Source organism: Allokutzneria oryzae, assembly GCF_042429765.1.
GTDB classification, from domain to species: domain Bacteria; phylum Actinomycetota; class Actinomycetes; order Mycobacteriales; family Pseudonocardiaceae; genus Allokutzneria; species Allokutzneria oryzae.
In genome coordinates, this window is record NZ_JBHLZU010000002.1 from 529,293 (window position 1) to 545,573 (window position 16,281).

Sequence of the window (16,281 nt, forward strand, 5' to 3'; positions counted from 1 at the left end):
GCGGTCAGGCGGGGGACCGGGCAGCGGATGTGGAGTCTGACCAGCGACGGGACCAGTTCGTCGATCCCCGGCTGGCGCGGACGACCGTGGACGCGTGGATCGGGGAGTGGTCGGAGGCGCACGATGTGAGCGAAGGGACGTGGGCGGAGTACAACTCCCACCTGCGGAACCACGTTCTGCCTCGCTTCACCGACGTGGCCTTGGGAGAGGTCACGAGAATCGCGGCGAAGGGCTGGGTGAAAAAGCTCCGCCGGTCCCTGGCGGAATCGACTGTCCGGGATGTGGTGACGCTGTTCTCGATGATCCTGGGGTGAGGCTGTCGATGAGGGGTTGATCGGGGCGAACCCGTGCCGGAAGCTGCGGATCGATGTCGGGGACCGCCCGGAGCGTCCCCATGCCAGTCCGGACGAGGTCGATGCCCTGGCCGTGCGGGCTTCGCCGGAGAACGCTGTGTTGATCATCACCGCCGCCTACTGCGGGATGCGGTGGGGGGAGCTGGCGGGGTTGCAGTGGAGCCGGATCAACCTGGACGCCGGAGAGATCACCATCGACCCGGAGGTCGGCGCCTTGCACGAAGCCGACGGGCGCCTGCGGCTCGGGCCGCCGAAGACCCCCGCCAGCGTCCGAACCGTCTACCTGCCGGGGTTCCTCGTCGAGACACTCACCGAACTACGGCACCGCCACCCGACAGCGCGGTTTGTGTTCACCGGCGCGGACGGAGGCTGTATCGCCGCTCCAACTTCCGCCGCCGGGTCTGGCTGCCACCCCTGGCCGGTGACCCGGCTCGGAGTTGGGCTCCCGTCCAGCCGGGCATGCACTCGGACAGCAAACGGCCCGTTGACGAAGATCGTCAACGGGCCGTCTGACCAGCAAAACATACTGGTGGGCGATACAGGGATTGAACCTGTGACCTCTACCGTGTCAACTAAGATCAACAACTACTCTGACCTGAGGAAATAAGACTTCAGCAGGTCGCACGGCTGTGTTGGGAGCCGTTCGGCGCTGTTCAACCCGGTTGGACGCGCCTGGCGGCTCCCAATCTGCTCCCACGTTCTGCTCCCATCGGCAGTTTCGCACCGTGGTCAGCACTGGCATGCGTTCAGTGCTTGGTGCAATGGGGCCGTGGCAGTCGGCAGCGCCGGACGCGGTCATCGACTGGCGACTCGCGCCCCTCCGGGCACACGACGCCTCTTCCAAAGCCATCCCGCTCGGTGGGATGCTGATCGGCTTGCCCGCGACCGCGTCGCGTCATCCCGGTCGTTGTTCACCGGCCGAGACGACATCTACGCCTACCGGCGGGAACACGACGGTACGAAGAGCTGGGGGTCGACCCCAAGACTGTTGGCCAGGCTGGCGGGTGTCCGGGGAGGCGTAGTCCGACTTGATCAAGGCTTATGGAAGCATCTGCTCCTGCGATGGCTATGTCCACTGTTCCTGTGCGAGGGGTGCATTGTTCAGCTGATTGCGGAGGGCTCGCCAGTTCGGCAGGAACGTGTCCATGAGCTTGGTGAAGCGCGGGCCGTGGTTCCGTTCGAGGTGGTGCGTCATCTCGTGGACGACGATGTATTCCAGGCAGTCTGGGTGTTTCTTGGCGAGTTCGACGTTAAACCAAATGTGGCCTGTTTCGCGGTTGCATGATCCCCATTTGGTCTTCATGCGCCTGATAGTCCACCTTGGCACTGACACGTCCAGTCGGGGTTCCCACTTGATAATCAGGCTCGGGATCGTCTGTCGCAGTTGTTCCCGGTGCCATCGATCGAGCAGTGTGCGTCGTTGTTCGGCTGTCGTGCCCGCAGGTACGTACAGCAGCAATCGCTCGCCGTCTATCTCGAAGTGAGGGCGTCCAGGACGCTCGATAACTTTCAGTCGGTAGCGAGTTCCCCACATGTAGTGAGACTCGCCTGTGACCATCTCGCGCTCGGACTGACGTGCGGCGGAGCGAAGCTCCTCGCGTCGCTGCTTGATCCACGGCAGCCGTTGGATCACGGCCAATCGGACGTGCTCGTCGTCAAGCTTGTATGGAGCTGCAACCCGGACCCGGCCGAGTGGTGGATAGACGCCGACGTGCAGGTTCTTGATGTCCTTGTAGATGACATCGACGTCGATGCCAAGGATTGTGAGGTAGGCGCTAGCGGTACTCATGGCGTGCCCGTACCAGTTCAAACAGTTCATCAAGCCGGTCGAAGTCGTCTGGCAGTGCCCGAGCGATTGCGCGCTTGACCTTCTTCTCCTTGATCGGGTTGCCGACCCATGAGTCGGGCTTGGTGTGCCTGACCGTGGTGTCGATCTCGACAGCGATCTCGGTTGACGGCCAGAAGAAGTCGATCAGGGCGCGGCGGGCACCGTTGTTGGCCCACTCTGGGTATTCGGTGTCGGACTCGCCCTTGCCGAGCTTGGTCGCGTGCTCCAGCAGCTTCGCGAGGTACTCCTTGTAGTCCAGTGCCCCTTGACGCCGCTCTTCGAGGATGGCGTCAAGCAGTTCTGACATCTTGTCGTAGTACTTCGGGTTCATCGCGCGCTCGTCGATGATCACCTTGCGTATATTGTTGGTGATCGTCTCCGCTACCGCTTCTGGGTCTTTCTTGATACCCGCGGGGAGCTTGTCGAGCGCACCGGCACCCATCTGCACAATCAGCTTAATCAGCCCGGCGTCCTGGAAGTCGGACACCACCTCAGAGGGTTTTGCGTTGATGTAGGTGTCAAGCAGGTGGCGCATGCCGGCCTCGTACTGCTTGAAGTCGACGTTCTCGCCGGCACCCAGCTTGACCTCGTCGCGCACGTTGGCGTAGTGGGCGATCTCGTCCTTGATCGCTGTGGCTTCGGCATCGCTGTAGCCAGCGGCGTTCATCTCATTGGCGAGGTTGCCGTACGCGCGGGTCACGGCCGCTACCGACTTATACAGTGCGACGCGTTTGGGTTCGTTGGCCTTGAGCTGCTCGGCGTTGCCTTGCTCGCGGGCGCAGAAATATTGCTGGTACTGCAGGGTGTTCTTCGGCGGTTCGACCGGCTCACACAGCGCGCGGATCTTCTCCAGAGCCTCGTCGAGATCCTCGCGAGCCTTCTCGATCCGGTCGGACAGCAGGCCCTCGATGTCCTTCTTCTCGTAGCCTTCCAGGGCACCGCCGGTGTAGTCGGTGATCGCGGACTCAAGCGAATTGAACAGATCGCGATAGTCGACGATGTAGCCGTAGTCCTTGTCCTCGCCGTCGAGGCGGTTGACCCGGCAGATGGCCTGGAACAGGCCATGGTCCTGCATCTTCTTGTCGATGTACAGGTAGGTCGCGCTCGGGGCGTCGAAGCCGGTCAGGAGCTTGTCGACGACGATGAGCAGGCGCATCTGACCGGGATGGTTGATGAAGCGGTCCTTGACGTCCTTCTCGAACTGTTCGACCTTGGTCATCGCCTTGTCGGCAGGCTCGTTGAAGTGGTCGGCGAGCATCTGCCGGTAGATCTCGTACTGGCGCAGTCTCTCGGTAGCGCCGTGACCGGAGTCCTCCTTGGCGATGTCACCCGCCTGTGGCGCGTACGACGTGACGATGGCGCACTTGCCCTTGAACCCGGCCTGCGTGAACAGCTCGTAGAACTTGCACGCCTGATAGATGCTCGAACTGACCAGGATCGCGTTGCCACGGCCATCCGACAGACGCGGCTTGATCTCCATATCGAGCAGGATGTCGTTCACGATCTGCCGGGCTCGCGGCTCGGAGCTGACGACCTTCTGCATGGTGCCCCAGCGCTTCTTCAGCTCAGCGCGGGACAGGTCCGTCATGCCCTTGGTCTTAGCTTCGAACCACTTGTCAACCTTCTCGGGAGAGGTCAGCTCCTGGTCGACGGTGCGCGCCTCATAACGCAGATCCAGGACGACACCATCGGCCACACCCTCATCGAACTTGTAGGTGTGAATGAAACTGCCGAACTTCTCGATCGTGGTGGCCTTATCGGCCTTGAGCAACGGCGTGCCGGTGAAGCCGATGAACATGGCACCCGGCATGAGCGCCTTCATGGCGTCGTGCATCTTGCCCGACTGGGTGCGGTGAGCCTCATCGACGAAGACGAAGAGGTTTCCCTTGGCGCGGAAGTCCTTGGGGACGGTCGCGTTCAGCTCATGGATAAACTCGCTCTCGGCCTGGTCGCGGGCCGACTCGTCCTCCGAACCGCGGAACTTGTGAACCAGTGAGCAGACCAGCCATTCCTCACTCGTGTTGAGGGTGGCCAGCATGTCGGCGCCGCTCTTGGTGCGGTAGATCGACTCGTTGACCCCGAGGAAGACCTTCTCGATCTGCTCGTCCAGTTCGGTGCGGTCGGTGATGAGCAGCACGCGGCCATCCGGCTGGTGCTCGCGAATCCACTTGGCCAGCCACACCATGGTCAGCGACTTGCCGGAGCCCTGCGTGTGCCAGATGATGCCGCCCTCGCGCTTGGCGATGCGCTCCTGGGCCGCCTTGACGCCGAAGTACTGGTTGTGTCGGCACGTCTTCTTCTGCCCCGCGTCAAAGACCATGAAGTCGTGGACCAGCTCCAGCAGACGCTCTTTCGAGCAGAGCTGGGTCAGGGAACGATCGAGCGGGTCGGCGATCTCGGACGGCTCGCGCCAGGCAAGCCAATATTTCTCCGGCGTGTCGATGACGCTATAGCGCAGCCCTTCCACGTCGTTGCCGGCCATCACGAGCTGCACCGTCGTGAAGAACGACCGGATGAACTCGGGCCGCTGGTTCCCGTAGCTCTGCCGGATACCCTCGGAGACGGCGACCTTCGAGCGTTTCAACTCGATCGTCCCGAGGGCGATGCCGTTGACGTACAGCACGATGTCGGGGCGCTTGGTGTGCTGGCCGAGTACCGTCACTTCCTCCGCCAGGGCGAAGTGATTGGCCTCCGGCCGTGCCCAGTCAATGAGCCACACCGTCTCCGTCTGCTCGCCCACACCGGGCTTGACCTTCACGCCATAGCGCAGCAGACCGTACACATCACGGTTCGCCTCGTACAGGTCGCGACCGCCACCGAGCGAAGCGTCGCTCTTCAGCTTGTCGACCGCCTTGTTGATGAGGTTGTCGCTGTAGCCGCGGACTCGGAGATTCCGCGAGAGCAGTTCGACCTCGATATTGGAGTTCCCCTCGCGATATTCCCAACTACCGAGGTGCTCGTAACCGAGGTGCTCGCGGAACAGGTTGACGACACGATCTTGAGCCTTGCGCTCGGGCTGCCCGACGTTGCTCATAGCGTTGCCTCCGCGACAGGCAGGCGGACTCTGCCTGCGAGTAGCCGCTGCGTTATACCCCGCCTGAGGTCACGTGCAACGCGGAGCCTCTGCTCCAGCTTTGCAATCTCTAGTTCCGAGTCTCGGAGTACGTGGCTGATGCGTTGTTGCTCCTCGATATTTGGAACAGATACTTCGATGCGGGAGAATTCCGGCCAACGCAAACTGCCCCGTCGATCGACGGAAGCGTTCGTAGCCTGCGAAAACTTTTGCCGGTAAGCGTCAAGCTTCAGCATCCGTTGCAGGAAGTAGCTATCGACACCCGACTTAGGCTCCATGACTACATAAATAGGGCTCACAAGCGCTCGATCTTCGACTTCCTGTACTCCAATCGACCCCTCTTCAACGTGGTTGGCAGGGTATCCAATATCTCCTCGATAGATAACTCGATAACCCCTGAGATCGCGACTGAAGACTTGATTCTTGAAGTAGTCCATAGACCGCACAAAGCCCATGTGCTTTGTGCACGTCAGCACGGTCATGTTCTCGGCTGAAGTATTACGCTCTGCGCGGGGCCGAAGGAGCTCTGAAATACTGCAACGCGTCCACGTTGTCGTGAAACCAGGCAGCCGTGTCGTGCCCGTGAGGAGCTGCTGCATAACGCTAAGCCTGATCGCGCGTTTCTTGGCAAGAACCTTATCTAGTGATCGCAGAAAATCGGAAAGGTCTGATATCACGTTCGCAATCGCCTGTTGTTCAGCCTTTGATGGAAGCGCCATCGGCAGATCCAGCAATGCAGCTTTCGTAAGCTTGTATCGGCTGACACCTTGGCGCGTTAGGTGCGTTGTGATGTCGCGATTTTCGAAATACGCTTGGAACCATTCCACCAGATTGGCGCCGCGTGGACCAATGACGTGAGCATGATTGTTGACATTAAATTGCCCATGCGTCAGTAGTGTCATAGGGTGAGTAGCATACTTAAGGAAGTTGTCGCCATCCTCGCCTATAAGGGCGAACTTGCCGTTAAACCTGCACTCATTGATGTAGTCGAGTACCCCTGTTGGGCCATAGTAGGGATATGGGCCCGCCATCTCGCGCCGTCGTTCCCGACTGAGCGGTAGCCGGTTCTGATTATGAATTTCGTACGCAGAACCGACCGTCGTGCACTCCCAATCCTCCGGGATTGGTCCGACCGCAGAATTCCGCAAGCCTGTCATTTCACCCCCATGTCCGCAAGATGGCTAGCGACCCTGCTCTGGAGCTTGGCGAGCTCACTCTCAATTTCCCCTACAGTCTCGGCGTAGCGTTCACCGAGTTGCTGGATGCGGCCAACTAGCGCGAGCGTCAAAGAGGTAACCTCGCCACCAACACGGCCTGCGATCGTGGCATGCCACTTGTCGTCGAGCACAAGCTGTTCAATCTCAGGTTCCGCGAGGTCACCGTACTTCTTGAGAGTCGCGAGATCGAGTGCGGCTTGGGCCTCCTTGGTGGCCTTTTTTGCGACGGCTTCGTCGTTGTACAGCTTGATCAGGTGTTGGAGTGCCTTGATCTCTTCTGGGTCGGCTCCTTCGTGTCGGGCCACCTTGAGGCGGGTGGAAGCAATAGCCTTGGAGACCTTGCCGTCGTCCATCGCCTCGGCAAGCAAGCCGTCTTCAACAGCGTGCTCCTCGATGTACTCCTCGACAGCGCGGCTGGCTTCCTCGGCCGCCGCGTTGAGCGTATCGACCTCGGTCTGCTCGTCCGCGAAGTAGCGTGCGACGACGAGTGCAGGTGGGATGAGGTCCATCTTGTACTTGGTGGCGCTACGGCCCGAGCCAACGATGAGGTCGGGCGTCTCGGTGAGCTTGCGTTCCTTGTCTTCGATGGTCTTGCGAGCCTTCGCAGCGTCCAGCCATCCCTCGTTCATGATGAGGAAGACATCGTCGTGCATGACGCCGTGCCAATAGGTCATGAGCTGCTCGTAGACGTCGTACTCGTCGAGCAGGGGTGTGTCCTTGAACCGGACCAGTAGGTCGTCGCTGATCGTAGTGACCAGGTCCTTCGGGACGGTGTTGGCGTCGATCGCTTGCAGGATAGGCCGGTGGGCGATGAACCAGTCGTCAACCTGGCCGAGCACCTCGGTAGCGAACTTCTGGAACTCATCGGAGTCCAGGATGGTCTGCTGTACCTCGGTCACGCCGACCGCAAGATTGCTGTAGCCGGGGCGGTTTGGCTTGAAGAGCGTGGTACGAAGGCTTGGGAAAGCGTCCCAGTAGCCGCTGAGTGCGTCCAGGTCGCGGTCCGGGATACCGCCGTGCAGGTGGGCGTGGAGATCCTGGATGTCTTCAGGCTCGGATGAGTCGATGTAGCGCGGGATGTTGAGGCTGTAGTCGTTCTTCGGATCGGCGATCTCGTGCAGCGGCACCATGCGCGAGTAGCGCTCGATCTCGACCTGCCGATTGAAGACATCGACGATCTTGTGAATGTCCTGGCTGCGGAGGCGGTTTTTGTTGCCGTCCTTGATGAAGCCCTTGGAGGCGTCGATCATGAAAACGCCGGTCCGCGCCTGGGCGTTGTCCTTGTCGAGGACGACTATGCAGGCCGGGATGCCGGTGCCGTAGAAGAGGTTGGCGGGCAGGCCGATGATGCCCTTGATGTAGCCACGGCGCAGCAGCTCCCGACGGATGCTGGCCTCAGCGTTACCGCGGAAGAGCACACCATGCGGCAGGATGACTGCGGCCTTGCCGTTGCTCTTGAGGGACTTGAGGATGTGTAGCAGGAAGGCGTAGTCGCCGTTCTTCTCCGGCGGCCTGCCGAACTCGAAGCGGCCGTATTCGTTCTCCAGGCCGTTGCTCCATGACTTGATCGAGAACGGTGGATTGGCGACAGCGAAGTCGAAGGTCCGCAGCTGGCTTCCCGTGATCAACTGCGGGCTGGTGATCGTGTCACCTTTGCGGATGTCGGCGTCCTCGTTGCCGTGGAGGATCATGTTCATCCTGGCCAGTGCCCAGGTGGCGTTGTCTTTTTCCTGGCCGTAGATGGTGATGCCTCGTGGGGCCTCGTCGGCCACCTTGAGGAGCAACGAGCCCGATCCGCACGTGGGGTCGTAGACCGTGTGGTCCTGGCGGGTGCCCGGTCCGATGCCGACGACCTTGGCGAGTACGCGCGAGACCTCGGCCGGGGTGTAGAACTGGCCCTTCGACTTGCCTGACTCTGTGGCGAAGTGCCGCATCAGGTACTCGTAGGCATCGCCGAGCAGGTCGTCGCCTTCAGCGCGGCTCCCCCGGAAGTCCAGGTCAGTGAAGATCGTCACGAGCTTGGAGAGGCGGTCCTGCATCTCCTTGCCCTTGCCGAGCTTCTCCTCGTCGTTGAAGTCGGCCAGGTCGATGACCTTCTCCAGCCCGTTGGCCTCGGCCAGCTTGCCGATGATCTTGTTGATCCTGTCGCCGATCTCCTTGTCACCCTTGAGAGCGACCATGTCGTCGAAGGAGCCACCCACGGGAACATCGATCAAGGAAGTCCGGTCGGACTTGGCCTTGTCCGTCACGTACTTCACGAACAGCAGCGTGAGGATGTAGTCCTTGTACTGGCTGGCGTCCATGCCGCCGCGGAGCTCGTCGCAGCTGCGCCAGAGCGAGCTGTACAGGTCCGACTTCTTCAGCGCCACTACGCGCACTCCCTTTTGCTGGCTTGAGATCTGGCTCGTTGGCGAGAGTACAGCTGACCCCTCAAGCTGTTGTGGTCATCCTCCATCCGCCAACCAGCACAAACTCGGCATCGCAGATGGTGACCACGGGACCTCAACCTTCTAACGGTACTGTCAATCAGCAGCGAGTCAGGCATGCCACGCCGTACGGCAGGTGGCTGCCAAGTTGCGTTCGCGCAGAGCCACCACAGATCAGTCGGCACACGTTGTCAACGGCAGCCGCAGCCGCTGCGCCAGAGGACTCGATCGCGTGATCGCCCCGGGGGCCTGTTGCGGCAGTGGTCGTCAGGACACACGTGCTGTACGGTCGAGTTCGGGCAGGGAGCTTGGGATCGGACCTGAGCCACCACTGACTTCCCTTTCAGGCATGGAGCGTCGGAACGCGCCTGCGCCACCGCCTGTCCCCATTACGCTTCCCAGTACCTGTCGACGTGCCCGATCGTGGGCCGTCGGCCGAAAGGGCATCGCCATGACCGTCTATTCCCAGCATCCGAACCGCGGCAAGGTGCAGATCCTGGCCACCTATCGCGGACCGGGCGGCGTGGTGTCGTCCACCGTCACGAGCGTGGATGACTCCGCGCGTGCCGCGCCGATTGTTGATGCGCTCAACCGGATTTCGGCCTGTGCCACCGTGCCTGTCAGCGTCTGGGACACCCGAGGCGACCGCGTTCGCAGCTACCCGGACGACCACCTTGCGGCGTTGACCGCCCCAAGCGTCCGTGGCGAGCTGCTCGAGGGCGCGCACAGCCTGTGGTACGAGAAAGCGACGTGGCTCCTCCATCAGGCGTTGACCGATCTGGACGCTGCCACCGCGGCCGTGCCGGCGCCGGTGCAGAAAGCGATCACCGCTGAACTGGAGACGGAGGCACGCGGACTTCGCGACGCGTTGGTCGAGTACTCGGAAGGGATCGAGATCCCCGAGACCGAGAACCAGCGGTACTGGGACTTCCAGAGTCCGTTCGTTGCCTTCGAAGGCGGGCTGGAGGGACTGAGCGCCGAGGACCGCGAACGCCTGAATCGGATGGAGCGCGGCGCTACTGCCGAGCAGCTCAGGCAAGGGGTCGCCGATCTGCGGTTGCTGCTCGACGCGCACGCGCGGTGTACCAACGCCGAGGCGATGTTCATGGACGACTTCACGATCACAGATGATCCTTTTGACTACTACCTCAACGTGGACGCCCCCCGGCCCAACGGCAAACATGGCCGTGACGACTGGAGGATCGAGATTGGCTTGTGGGTCAGCGATCTCGACGATCCAGATGACCTCACCAGCGCTACGGGGCAGACCGTGGTGAGCTGCTTCCGTCCGGCACCGCCCACCGTCGCCGAGATCGTCACACTACTGAACCGCAGCGGAGGCCGATCCGAGCAGCTCGCTGCGTGGGCGAAAACCCCCGTCGGAGAAGCGCTCGACGGTACGGATTTCGTTGTGACACAACGCTACGACAATTAGCAGCGATATCTGCTCACCCCACCATCGCGCCCAGCGGATCAAAGACAGCTGAGCTGAGTTACTCGGAATGCCTTGGGGTGACACGTAATACCTGTTTGTGCAGCTCAAACCGGTTGCAGGGCAAGGGTTCATGTCGGTTGATGCCGGGCACTGTCGGGTTCGCACATCGCAGCGGAGCCCGCCAGGAGCCCGGCATCGCCGGGTCTCCCGTCGCCAGAATCGTTGAACGCAATAGTTCCTTATGGGCGAAGGACCGTGTCTGACATCAGGAACGAGCGAAGGCATCTTGCCCAACAGGTCGAAATCCTCAATTCGCCTTCTGGCCGTCTACCGGTGCTTGATGTTGCTCCGCCGGTGTGGGATCGGCCACGGAATATCTCTGATCGTAAAGCCCTTCTGCGTGCCGTGGGCGCGTCGCATAGCTGCGAGCCCTCGTGCTGTCGCCTCGGCCTCGGGTGAGTCGTCCCGCAGTGAGGAGAACAAACCATCCTCCCGGATGAACCCGGCATCGATTTGTCCGACCTCCTGATGGTGTGGTTGCGGGAGCTCCAGTCCGGCGAGCGGATCGTCGAGCGGGTGGTGGTAGAGGTATCGACGGCAGGACCCAACGATCTCGCTGAGGAACGCGCGAGCCAGACGTGTCGTGCCCGGTATCTCCAGCTCGCGGCCTGGGTGGTTGCCGATCTTGCCCATCACAAGGCCGACCCGGCGACTCAACGGCACCACAAACGCCTCGGTATTCGTTAGCCCCACACCCATGTATTCGGGGTAGTCGCTGCGCACCGCAAGTGCGACGGGATGGTCTGAGGTCACCAGCGTCTTGCGTTCGAACCGAACCACGGTCCACCTTCGGGCCATCATCTGCCGAGTTGTCGGCTCCCACAGGTTCCGCAACGCCCGTAGCTGCGACTCAGGACGCGGCAGGAGATCCGGGCCGGAAGGCTTGGTGATGTCGGCCCACTCGGCATCGAGTTCGTTGTCATCAACCTCACGGTTCTCGGCCTGAGAGATAAGTTCGCGCAGAGCCTGCTTCCCCGAGATACCGACCACCATGCGAATCATCTGAGCCTGGAGCTGGGTGTGGCTGTTGCGCATTCCTTCGCTGCGTAGATGCTGTAACGCGCTCCAGGCGGCGATGGCCTCCCGGTGCATACCGTTTACAGGCCACTGGCCTTTCTGGACGACGGCCCTGAACGCCTGAGACGCAGCACTCTCGATCGTGGAGAACATCCGTTCGAAGGCGTCACTGCGGGTGCCGTCAGGCAGCGTGAGCGTGTAGAAGTCCTTGACGACACTGGCGTTGGTGGTCGCCATACAGTGGCGATGCGTTCCCGGCAGCTCCACTCGCTGAATACGGCCCCGGTCGTCGGCGAACTCGTTGAGATAGAACTTCGAGACCACGTGCTGTCGACGCACCAGATCGGTCATCCCCGCACGGTAACGGCCCTGCACCAGCACATCGATCGGGTCGACAGGCCTGTCACCGAGGTGAGAGTGAGTCGTGACTACCCGCCCCTTCGGGTAGGTGCTCGAAACATGCGTGGTGCGGAAGCACATACTCAACACCGCGCCGATGCTGCCCGGAAAACTTGGGCGCCAGCGACGACTGGTAGGGAGTGGAGTTCGGCAGCTGGTGATCGCAACGACGGACATGCGCGAGGGTTGTGGCAGGTCCTCCCCAGGGGCTGGCATCTCCTGGGGGTTTCGTTTCGGACAACGATCCGCGTGCGCGGCGGGACTGTCGGTGGCGCGGATTACGCTTCTTCGCACTGCAAGACCCAGTGCACACGTAGGTGGGCGCTGGCACGAGATGGAGCCACGTGCGTCCGGACACCACCTCGTGAATCTCGCGAACTGACGGGTCACTGACTGCAGGGGGAGTCGGCTCTCGTCGCTTCGCTGTGCCGATGCCAGGCCGAAGGGAACCGCGAGTGCTGCTGCTCCACGCCCATGTCACCAACTACCGCTCCGTCGAGGACTCCGAGGAGTTCGCAGTGGAGCCTGACGTGACCTGCCTGGTCGGCAAGAATGAGTCGGGCAAGACCGCGATGCTGCGTGCTCTCTATCGGCTCAACCCGGTCGAGTCCTCCGCCACGTTCGACGAGGTCATCGACTTTCCGGCCAAGCTGACCCGTCGACGCAAACTGAAGGCTGTTGACGAGTTCATCCCTGTGGTGCGGGCGACCTTCGAGCTGAACGCCGACGAGAAGGCCCTGGTTACCGACGAGTTCGGTCCAGATGCGCTCACCAGTGACCGGGTGACTCTGACCGCGGGCTACCGCGACGACGGCTACGACCTCGAGATCGACTACAACGAACAGAAGATGCTCTGGCATCTGATGGAGCGCTTGGACCCCACCTCGAAGCAGAACATCAAGCCGACAAACACCGTCGAGGAATTCGTCGAGGCCCTGCGTGCTCTCCCGGACCGGCCTACTGCGGTGACGACGATGCTCCAGCAGCTGGAGGCAGGGGGTGGCACCGCCGAGAACTGTCTGCACAGTCTGCTGGCCCCACGGGTGCCCAAGTTCGTCTACTTCGGTGACTACGACGTCATGCCCGGCAAGGTGTCCATCCCGGATCTCATCCAGCGCCGGAGCCAGAACGTGCTCACACGTGGCGAGCAGGCCCTGGTCAGTCTGCTCGACATGGCGGGCGCCACGCCGGATGACTTCAACGGCAGCACCAACCACGAGCATCTGGTGCGCGAGCTCGAGAACGCCAGCACCACGATCTCCGACGAGGTCTTTCGGTACTGGTCACAGAACACCGAACTGGCGGTGCTGCTGCAGTTCTTCCAACCCGAACCGGGAGCGCAGAGCCCGCTGGACAAGGGGCCGATCCTGCAGATCCGGGTCGACAACCGCCGTCACCGGGTGTCGGTTCCCTTCGACGAGCGCTCCCGCGGATTCGTCTGGTTCTTCTCGTTCCTGGCGTACTTCACAGAGCTGGAGCAGGAAGCCGATCAGGATCTCATCCTGTTGCTCGACGAACCGGGCCTGTCGCTGCACGGCCGCGCGCAGGAAGACCTGCTGCGGCTGATCGACGAGCGGTTGGCCCCCAAGCACCAGGTCCTCTACACCACCCATTCACCGTTCATGGTTTCTCCCAACCACTTGCAGCGCGTGCGCACGGTGATCGACCACGACGACGTCGGCACCAAGATCTCCGCCGACATCTTCAAGGCCGATGAGGACACTGCTTTCCCGCTGTACGCGGCGATGGGCATCGACATGACCCAGAGCCTGTTCATCGGGCCGCACTGCTTGCTGTTGGAGGGGCCGAGCGATCTGATCTACCTCGACGTGCTGTCGGAGGCGTTGACCCAGCAGGGGCGCACCGGCCTGGATCCTCGCTGGGTCAAGACGCCCATCGGCGGCTCGGGCAAACTGTCGACCTTCGCCACGCTGCTCGGCGCCAACAAGATCAACGTCGCGGTGTTGACCGACTCCAGTACCCAGGACCGTGGCGCCATCAAGCGGTTGCAGGACACCACACAGCTGGGCAAGCACGGTCTGGTGGAGATCAGGGAGTTCACCGACACCGCCGATGCCGACATCGAGGACCTCCTCGAGCGCGACTTCTACCTCGAGCTGGTCAACCGCGCCTACGCCGGCCACCTGACGTCGCCGATCACCGCAGCGGCGCTCAACGAGAACGACCCCAGAATCGTTCGCCAGGTCGAGACGTACTTCCGCGCCCACGACACCTCAGGCGGCAAGTTCAGCCACTACAAACCTGCCGCACTGCTGTTGCGGGAACAGGTCTCGTTGATCCCTGCTCTCAGCGATACAACCCTGAACAGGGCCGAGCGGTTGTTCACCAAACTCAACAACCTGCTGCCGTCCTGATCTCTTCGTACACCCGGCGCAGCCGAAATGCCACGGGCGCCCGGTGATGGAGCTCGGCTCCCTCCCGAGAACCACAACGAGCACAGGGCTTTACGCCGTAGACCACCTGGCTGTCCTTGAAGCAGTGGTCCCCCAGGGGCGTCTGCCGGGAGGTCGAACAGATAGCCGCAGGGCAAGCACACCTGTGCGCGGGATCTCTATGCGGCGGGAAGTGATCTGTCCAGCAGTTCCCGGAGGCGTGCGGCGAGCAGGTTGTTGTCGGCCGGGGCGATGGTCAGCCACGCGTTGTTGCGGATCTGGAGATAGCGGCCCGTCGGGGTGTCGTGGAACCCGATCACCTGCGCGGCACGGCGGTGACCGGTGACGATCCCGAACTGCCCGACAGCGGTGACACCGCTGCACATCCAGGCGAGCGCGCGCATCTCTCGCGGGTTTTCCCCGCGGTCGATGAGCCGGTCGGCCAGGACGTGTTCGGAGGCCGGAGCGCCTGCGGTAACAGTCTGGAACGCCTCGGCGCCGACGTTGACCGAGTGACCGGATCCGGCCCGCACCTGCCCGGCGACAGCGACGAGCTCACCGAGCACCGCGGAGTCGCTGGTCCGGCGCAACCGGACGTGCTCGTCGTCGCGAACCAGGAGCACGCCCTGCCGGGACCAAGCGGTGGCGATCGCACGGACACAGCGTCCGTCGATCGCCACCCGCGCGTCGGCGATCCAGCGTGCCTGCGCCAGGTGACGCAGGTCGTTCTCCAGGCCCGGATGCAGTGCGCCGGCGTGGGCCAGCCCGCGCCGGGCCAGCGTGGCGAGGACCTGACCGGTGAGGTATCGGCGCTGCTCCCAGGTGCCGCCGGGGCTGGGCAACTCCAGCTGCAGCGGCGTCTCACCCAACCCCAGGACTTCCCAACAGACGTCCAGCTCGATGGCGGTCAGCTGGAGGTCGGCGTTCATTCCCCGATCACCGGGGGCGCGACCTTGGGCAGATCGTCCACCCCGAAGATGTCGTCGTTCTTCTGCCAGAACCGGTTGGAGTGCTCCTGATCATCCTCACCGTTACCCGCCCCGCCGACCGCGGGCTGCAGGAGCGAACCGGCCGACCCACCAGGACGCATCCCCCCACCGCTCGGGCCGGCACCGGTGCCCGGAGCGCCACCCGGGACGGGAGCGGTTCCTGCCCAGGGCGCTCGAGGCGGGCTGGACGGCACACCACCACCGGCCCCACCGCCACCGCCACCGCCGAGCATCGGGCCGAACCCGGTGAACGCCCCGCTACTGCCACCGGAACCGGGTCCGCCACCGCCGTAGGACACGGTGCCTCCAGCCTCGGACAAGGGACCGGGTCGGCCGGAAACGTCCGCCCTGGCCTGATCGATCTCGCCCCGGTCCAGGCGAACCTGGCCGTCTCGCTCGAGCGGCACCGGCGCTCGGGGTTCCTGGCCGGGCACCGGCGGGCCGCCGTCACCGGGTAGGGCGCTCCCACCGACGTCCCGGCCACCGCCGATGTCTCGTGGTCTGCCGCCACCTGGTGGTGGAACCGGACTCGGCCCCGGGGGCGCCGGTTGGGGGCCGGGCTCGGCGATCGCGCCCTTCACCGCGATCGGCGGCGGAGCAGGCACCCGAGGCACCGCTTCCAGGGAGCTCTGCGCCATTTTCTCGTGCTGGTAGAGGGCTCTGTTGGCCTCGTTGTCCGCCATGACGTTGGCCGCCAACGTCGTGTACTGATCGACGGTGACCTCGCTCAACGCGGCGATCGGGTTACCCCGGTTCTTGATGAGCGCCTCGAAGAACCCGACCTTCTCGCGGGGCGGCGGGATCTTCGGTTTCGTGGCCGCGAAGGAGTCCCGGTAGTAGGCGATCTGTGTGTTGGCCTTGCCCGCATCATCGGTGGCGTCGTCGAGCGCCTGGTAGGCAGCGTTGGCGGACTGCTGCAGCCGCTGCGCCGCGACCCCGGTCCACTCCTGCCCGGCTTTGGCCAAGGCCGTGCGGAGCCGGATGTTCGACTCCAGCAGACGGTCACCGACCTTCTTCACGGTGTCGGACACACCGGCGACGGCGGCAGGCCCCTGCCCCTGTTGCATCCACTGATACTTCACCGGCAATGG

At 62.9% G+C, this 16,281-nt stretch carries 11 protein-coding genes; 4 read left to right on the forward strand and 7 right to left on the reverse strand.

Annotation, left to right across the window (positions count from 1 at the left end):
* Window positions 1-29: 29 nt before the first annotated feature.
* Both ACFFQA_RS02765 and ACFFQA_RS02770 read left to right on the forward strand, forming a co-directional pair.
* The gene (locus ACFFQA_RS02765; RefSeq protein ID WP_377849958.1) at window positions 30-314 is read left to right on the forward strand and encodes a tyrosine-type recombinase/integrase; all 285 of its coding nucleotides are present in this window, start codon (window positions 30-32) and stop codon (window positions 312-314) included.
* Between the two features lie 16 nt (window positions 315-330).
* Window positions 331-960: a site-specific integrase gene (locus ACFFQA_RS02770; protein ID WP_377849959.1), complete on the forward strand. Its 630-nt coding sequence runs from the start codon at window positions 331-333 to the stop codon at window positions 958-960.
* A gap of 459 nt (window positions 961-1,419) precedes the next feature.
* Here the strand turns inward: ACFFQA_RS02770 and ACFFQA_RS02775 are convergent, their stop codons facing one another.
* From ACFFQA_RS02775 to ACFFQA_RS02790, 4 genes are read right to left on the reverse strand one after another with little or no spacing between them, the layout of a single operon-like run.
* Window positions 1,420-2,142, reverse strand: a complete 723-nt coding sequence (locus ACFFQA_RS02775; RefSeq protein WP_377849960.1) for a M48 family metallopeptidase — start codon at window positions 2,140-2,142, stop codon at window positions 1,420-1,422.
* A complete protein-coding gene (locus tag ACFFQA_RS02780; protein ID WP_377849961.1) occupies window positions 2,129-5,215 on the reverse strand; it encodes a type I restriction endonuclease subunit R in 3,087 nt (1,028 codons plus the stop codon). Before ACFFQA_RS02780 ends, ACFFQA_RS02775 begins: the two co-directional genes overlap by 14 nt.
* The gene (locus tag ACFFQA_RS02785) at window positions 5,212-6,411 is read right to left on the reverse strand and encodes a restriction endonuclease subunit S (protein ID WP_377849962.1); all 1,200 of its coding nucleotides are present in this window, start codon (window positions 6,409-6,411) and stop codon (window positions 5,212-5,214) included. The genes ACFFQA_RS02780 and ACFFQA_RS02785 overlap by 4 nt, the downstream gene beginning before the upstream one ends.
* The gene (locus ACFFQA_RS02790) at window positions 6,408-8,840 is read right to left on the reverse strand and encodes a type I restriction-modification system subunit M (RefSeq protein WP_377849963.1); all 2,433 of its coding nucleotides are present in this window, start codon (window positions 8,838-8,840) and stop codon (window positions 6,408-6,410) included. Before ACFFQA_RS02790 ends, ACFFQA_RS02785 begins: the two co-directional genes overlap by 4 nt.
* A gap of 508 nt (window positions 8,841-9,348) precedes the next feature.
* On the opposite strand from ACFFQA_RS02790, the gene ACFFQA_RS02795 reads away from it, so the two are divergent.
* Entirely contained in the window at window positions 9,349-10,332 is a 984-nt protein-coding gene (locus tag ACFFQA_RS02795; RefSeq protein ID WP_377849964.1) for a hypothetical protein, read from the forward strand.
* A 327-nt stretch (window positions 10,333-10,659) separates the two neighbouring features.
* Here ACFFQA_RS02795 and ACFFQA_RS02800 read toward each other — a convergent pair whose 3' ends face one another.
* Window positions 10,660-11,760, reverse strand: coding sequence for a DUF4238 domain-containing protein (locus ACFFQA_RS02800; RefSeq protein ID WP_377849965.1), 1,101 nt, complete (start codon window positions 11,758-11,760; stop codon window positions 10,660-10,662).
* Between the two features lie 503 nt (window positions 11,761-12,263).
* On the opposite strand from ACFFQA_RS02800, the gene ACFFQA_RS02805 reads away from it, so the two are divergent.
* Window positions 12,264-14,183, forward strand: coding sequence for an ATP-dependent nuclease (locus ACFFQA_RS02805; protein WP_377849966.1), 1,920 nt, complete (start codon window positions 12,264-12,266; stop codon window positions 14,181-14,183).
* A 197-nt stretch (window positions 14,184-14,380) separates the two neighbouring features.
* Here ACFFQA_RS02805 and ACFFQA_RS02810 read toward each other — a convergent pair whose 3' ends face one another.
* Window positions 14,381-15,130, reverse strand: coding sequence for an ESX secretion-associated protein EspG (locus tag ACFFQA_RS02810; protein ID WP_377849967.1), 750 nt, complete (start codon window positions 15,128-15,130; stop codon window positions 14,381-14,383).
* Window positions 15,127-16,257 (reverse strand): hypothetical protein, encoded by a 1,131-nt coding sequence (locus ACFFQA_RS02815; RefSeq protein ID WP_377849968.1) that lies wholly within the window; start codon window positions 16,255-16,257, stop codon window positions 15,127-15,129. The genes ACFFQA_RS02810 and ACFFQA_RS02815 overlap by 4 nt, the downstream gene beginning before the upstream one ends.
* Window positions 16,258-16,281 lie beyond the last annotated feature (24 nt).

What these genes read in the sequence shown, in the direction of transcription:
- ACFFQA_RS02785 (WP_377849962.1), bottom strand. Translation starts at nt 6,411, where the DNA reads ATGACAGGCTTGCGGAATTCTGCGGTCGGACCAATCCCGGAGGATTGG.
- ACFFQA_RS02795 (WP_377849964.1), top strand. Translation starts at nt 9,349, where the DNA reads ATGACCGTCTATTCCCAGCATCCGAACCGCGGCAAGGTGCAGATCCTG.
- ACFFQA_RS02800 (WP_377849965.1), bottom strand. Translation starts at nt 11,760, where the DNA reads ATGACCGATCTGGTGCGTCGACAGCACGTGGTCTCGAAGTTCTATCTC.
- ACFFQA_RS02810 (WP_377849967.1), bottom strand. Translation starts at nt 15,130, where the DNA reads ATGAACGCCGACCTCCAGCTGACCGCCATCGAGCTGGACGTCTGTTGG.
- ACFFQA_RS02780 (WP_377849961.1), bottom strand. Translation starts at nt 5,215, where the DNA reads ATGAGCAACGTCGGGCAGCCCGAGCGCAAGGCTCAAGATCGTGTCGTC.
- ACFFQA_RS02775 (WP_377849960.1), bottom strand. Translation starts at nt 2,142, where the DNA reads ATGAGTACCGCTAGCGCCTACCTCACAATCCTTGGCATCGACGTCGAT.
- ACFFQA_RS02815 (WP_377849968.1), bottom strand. Translation starts at nt 16,257, where the DNA reads ATGCAACAGGGGCAGGGGCCTGCCGCCGTCGCCGGTGTGTCCGACACC.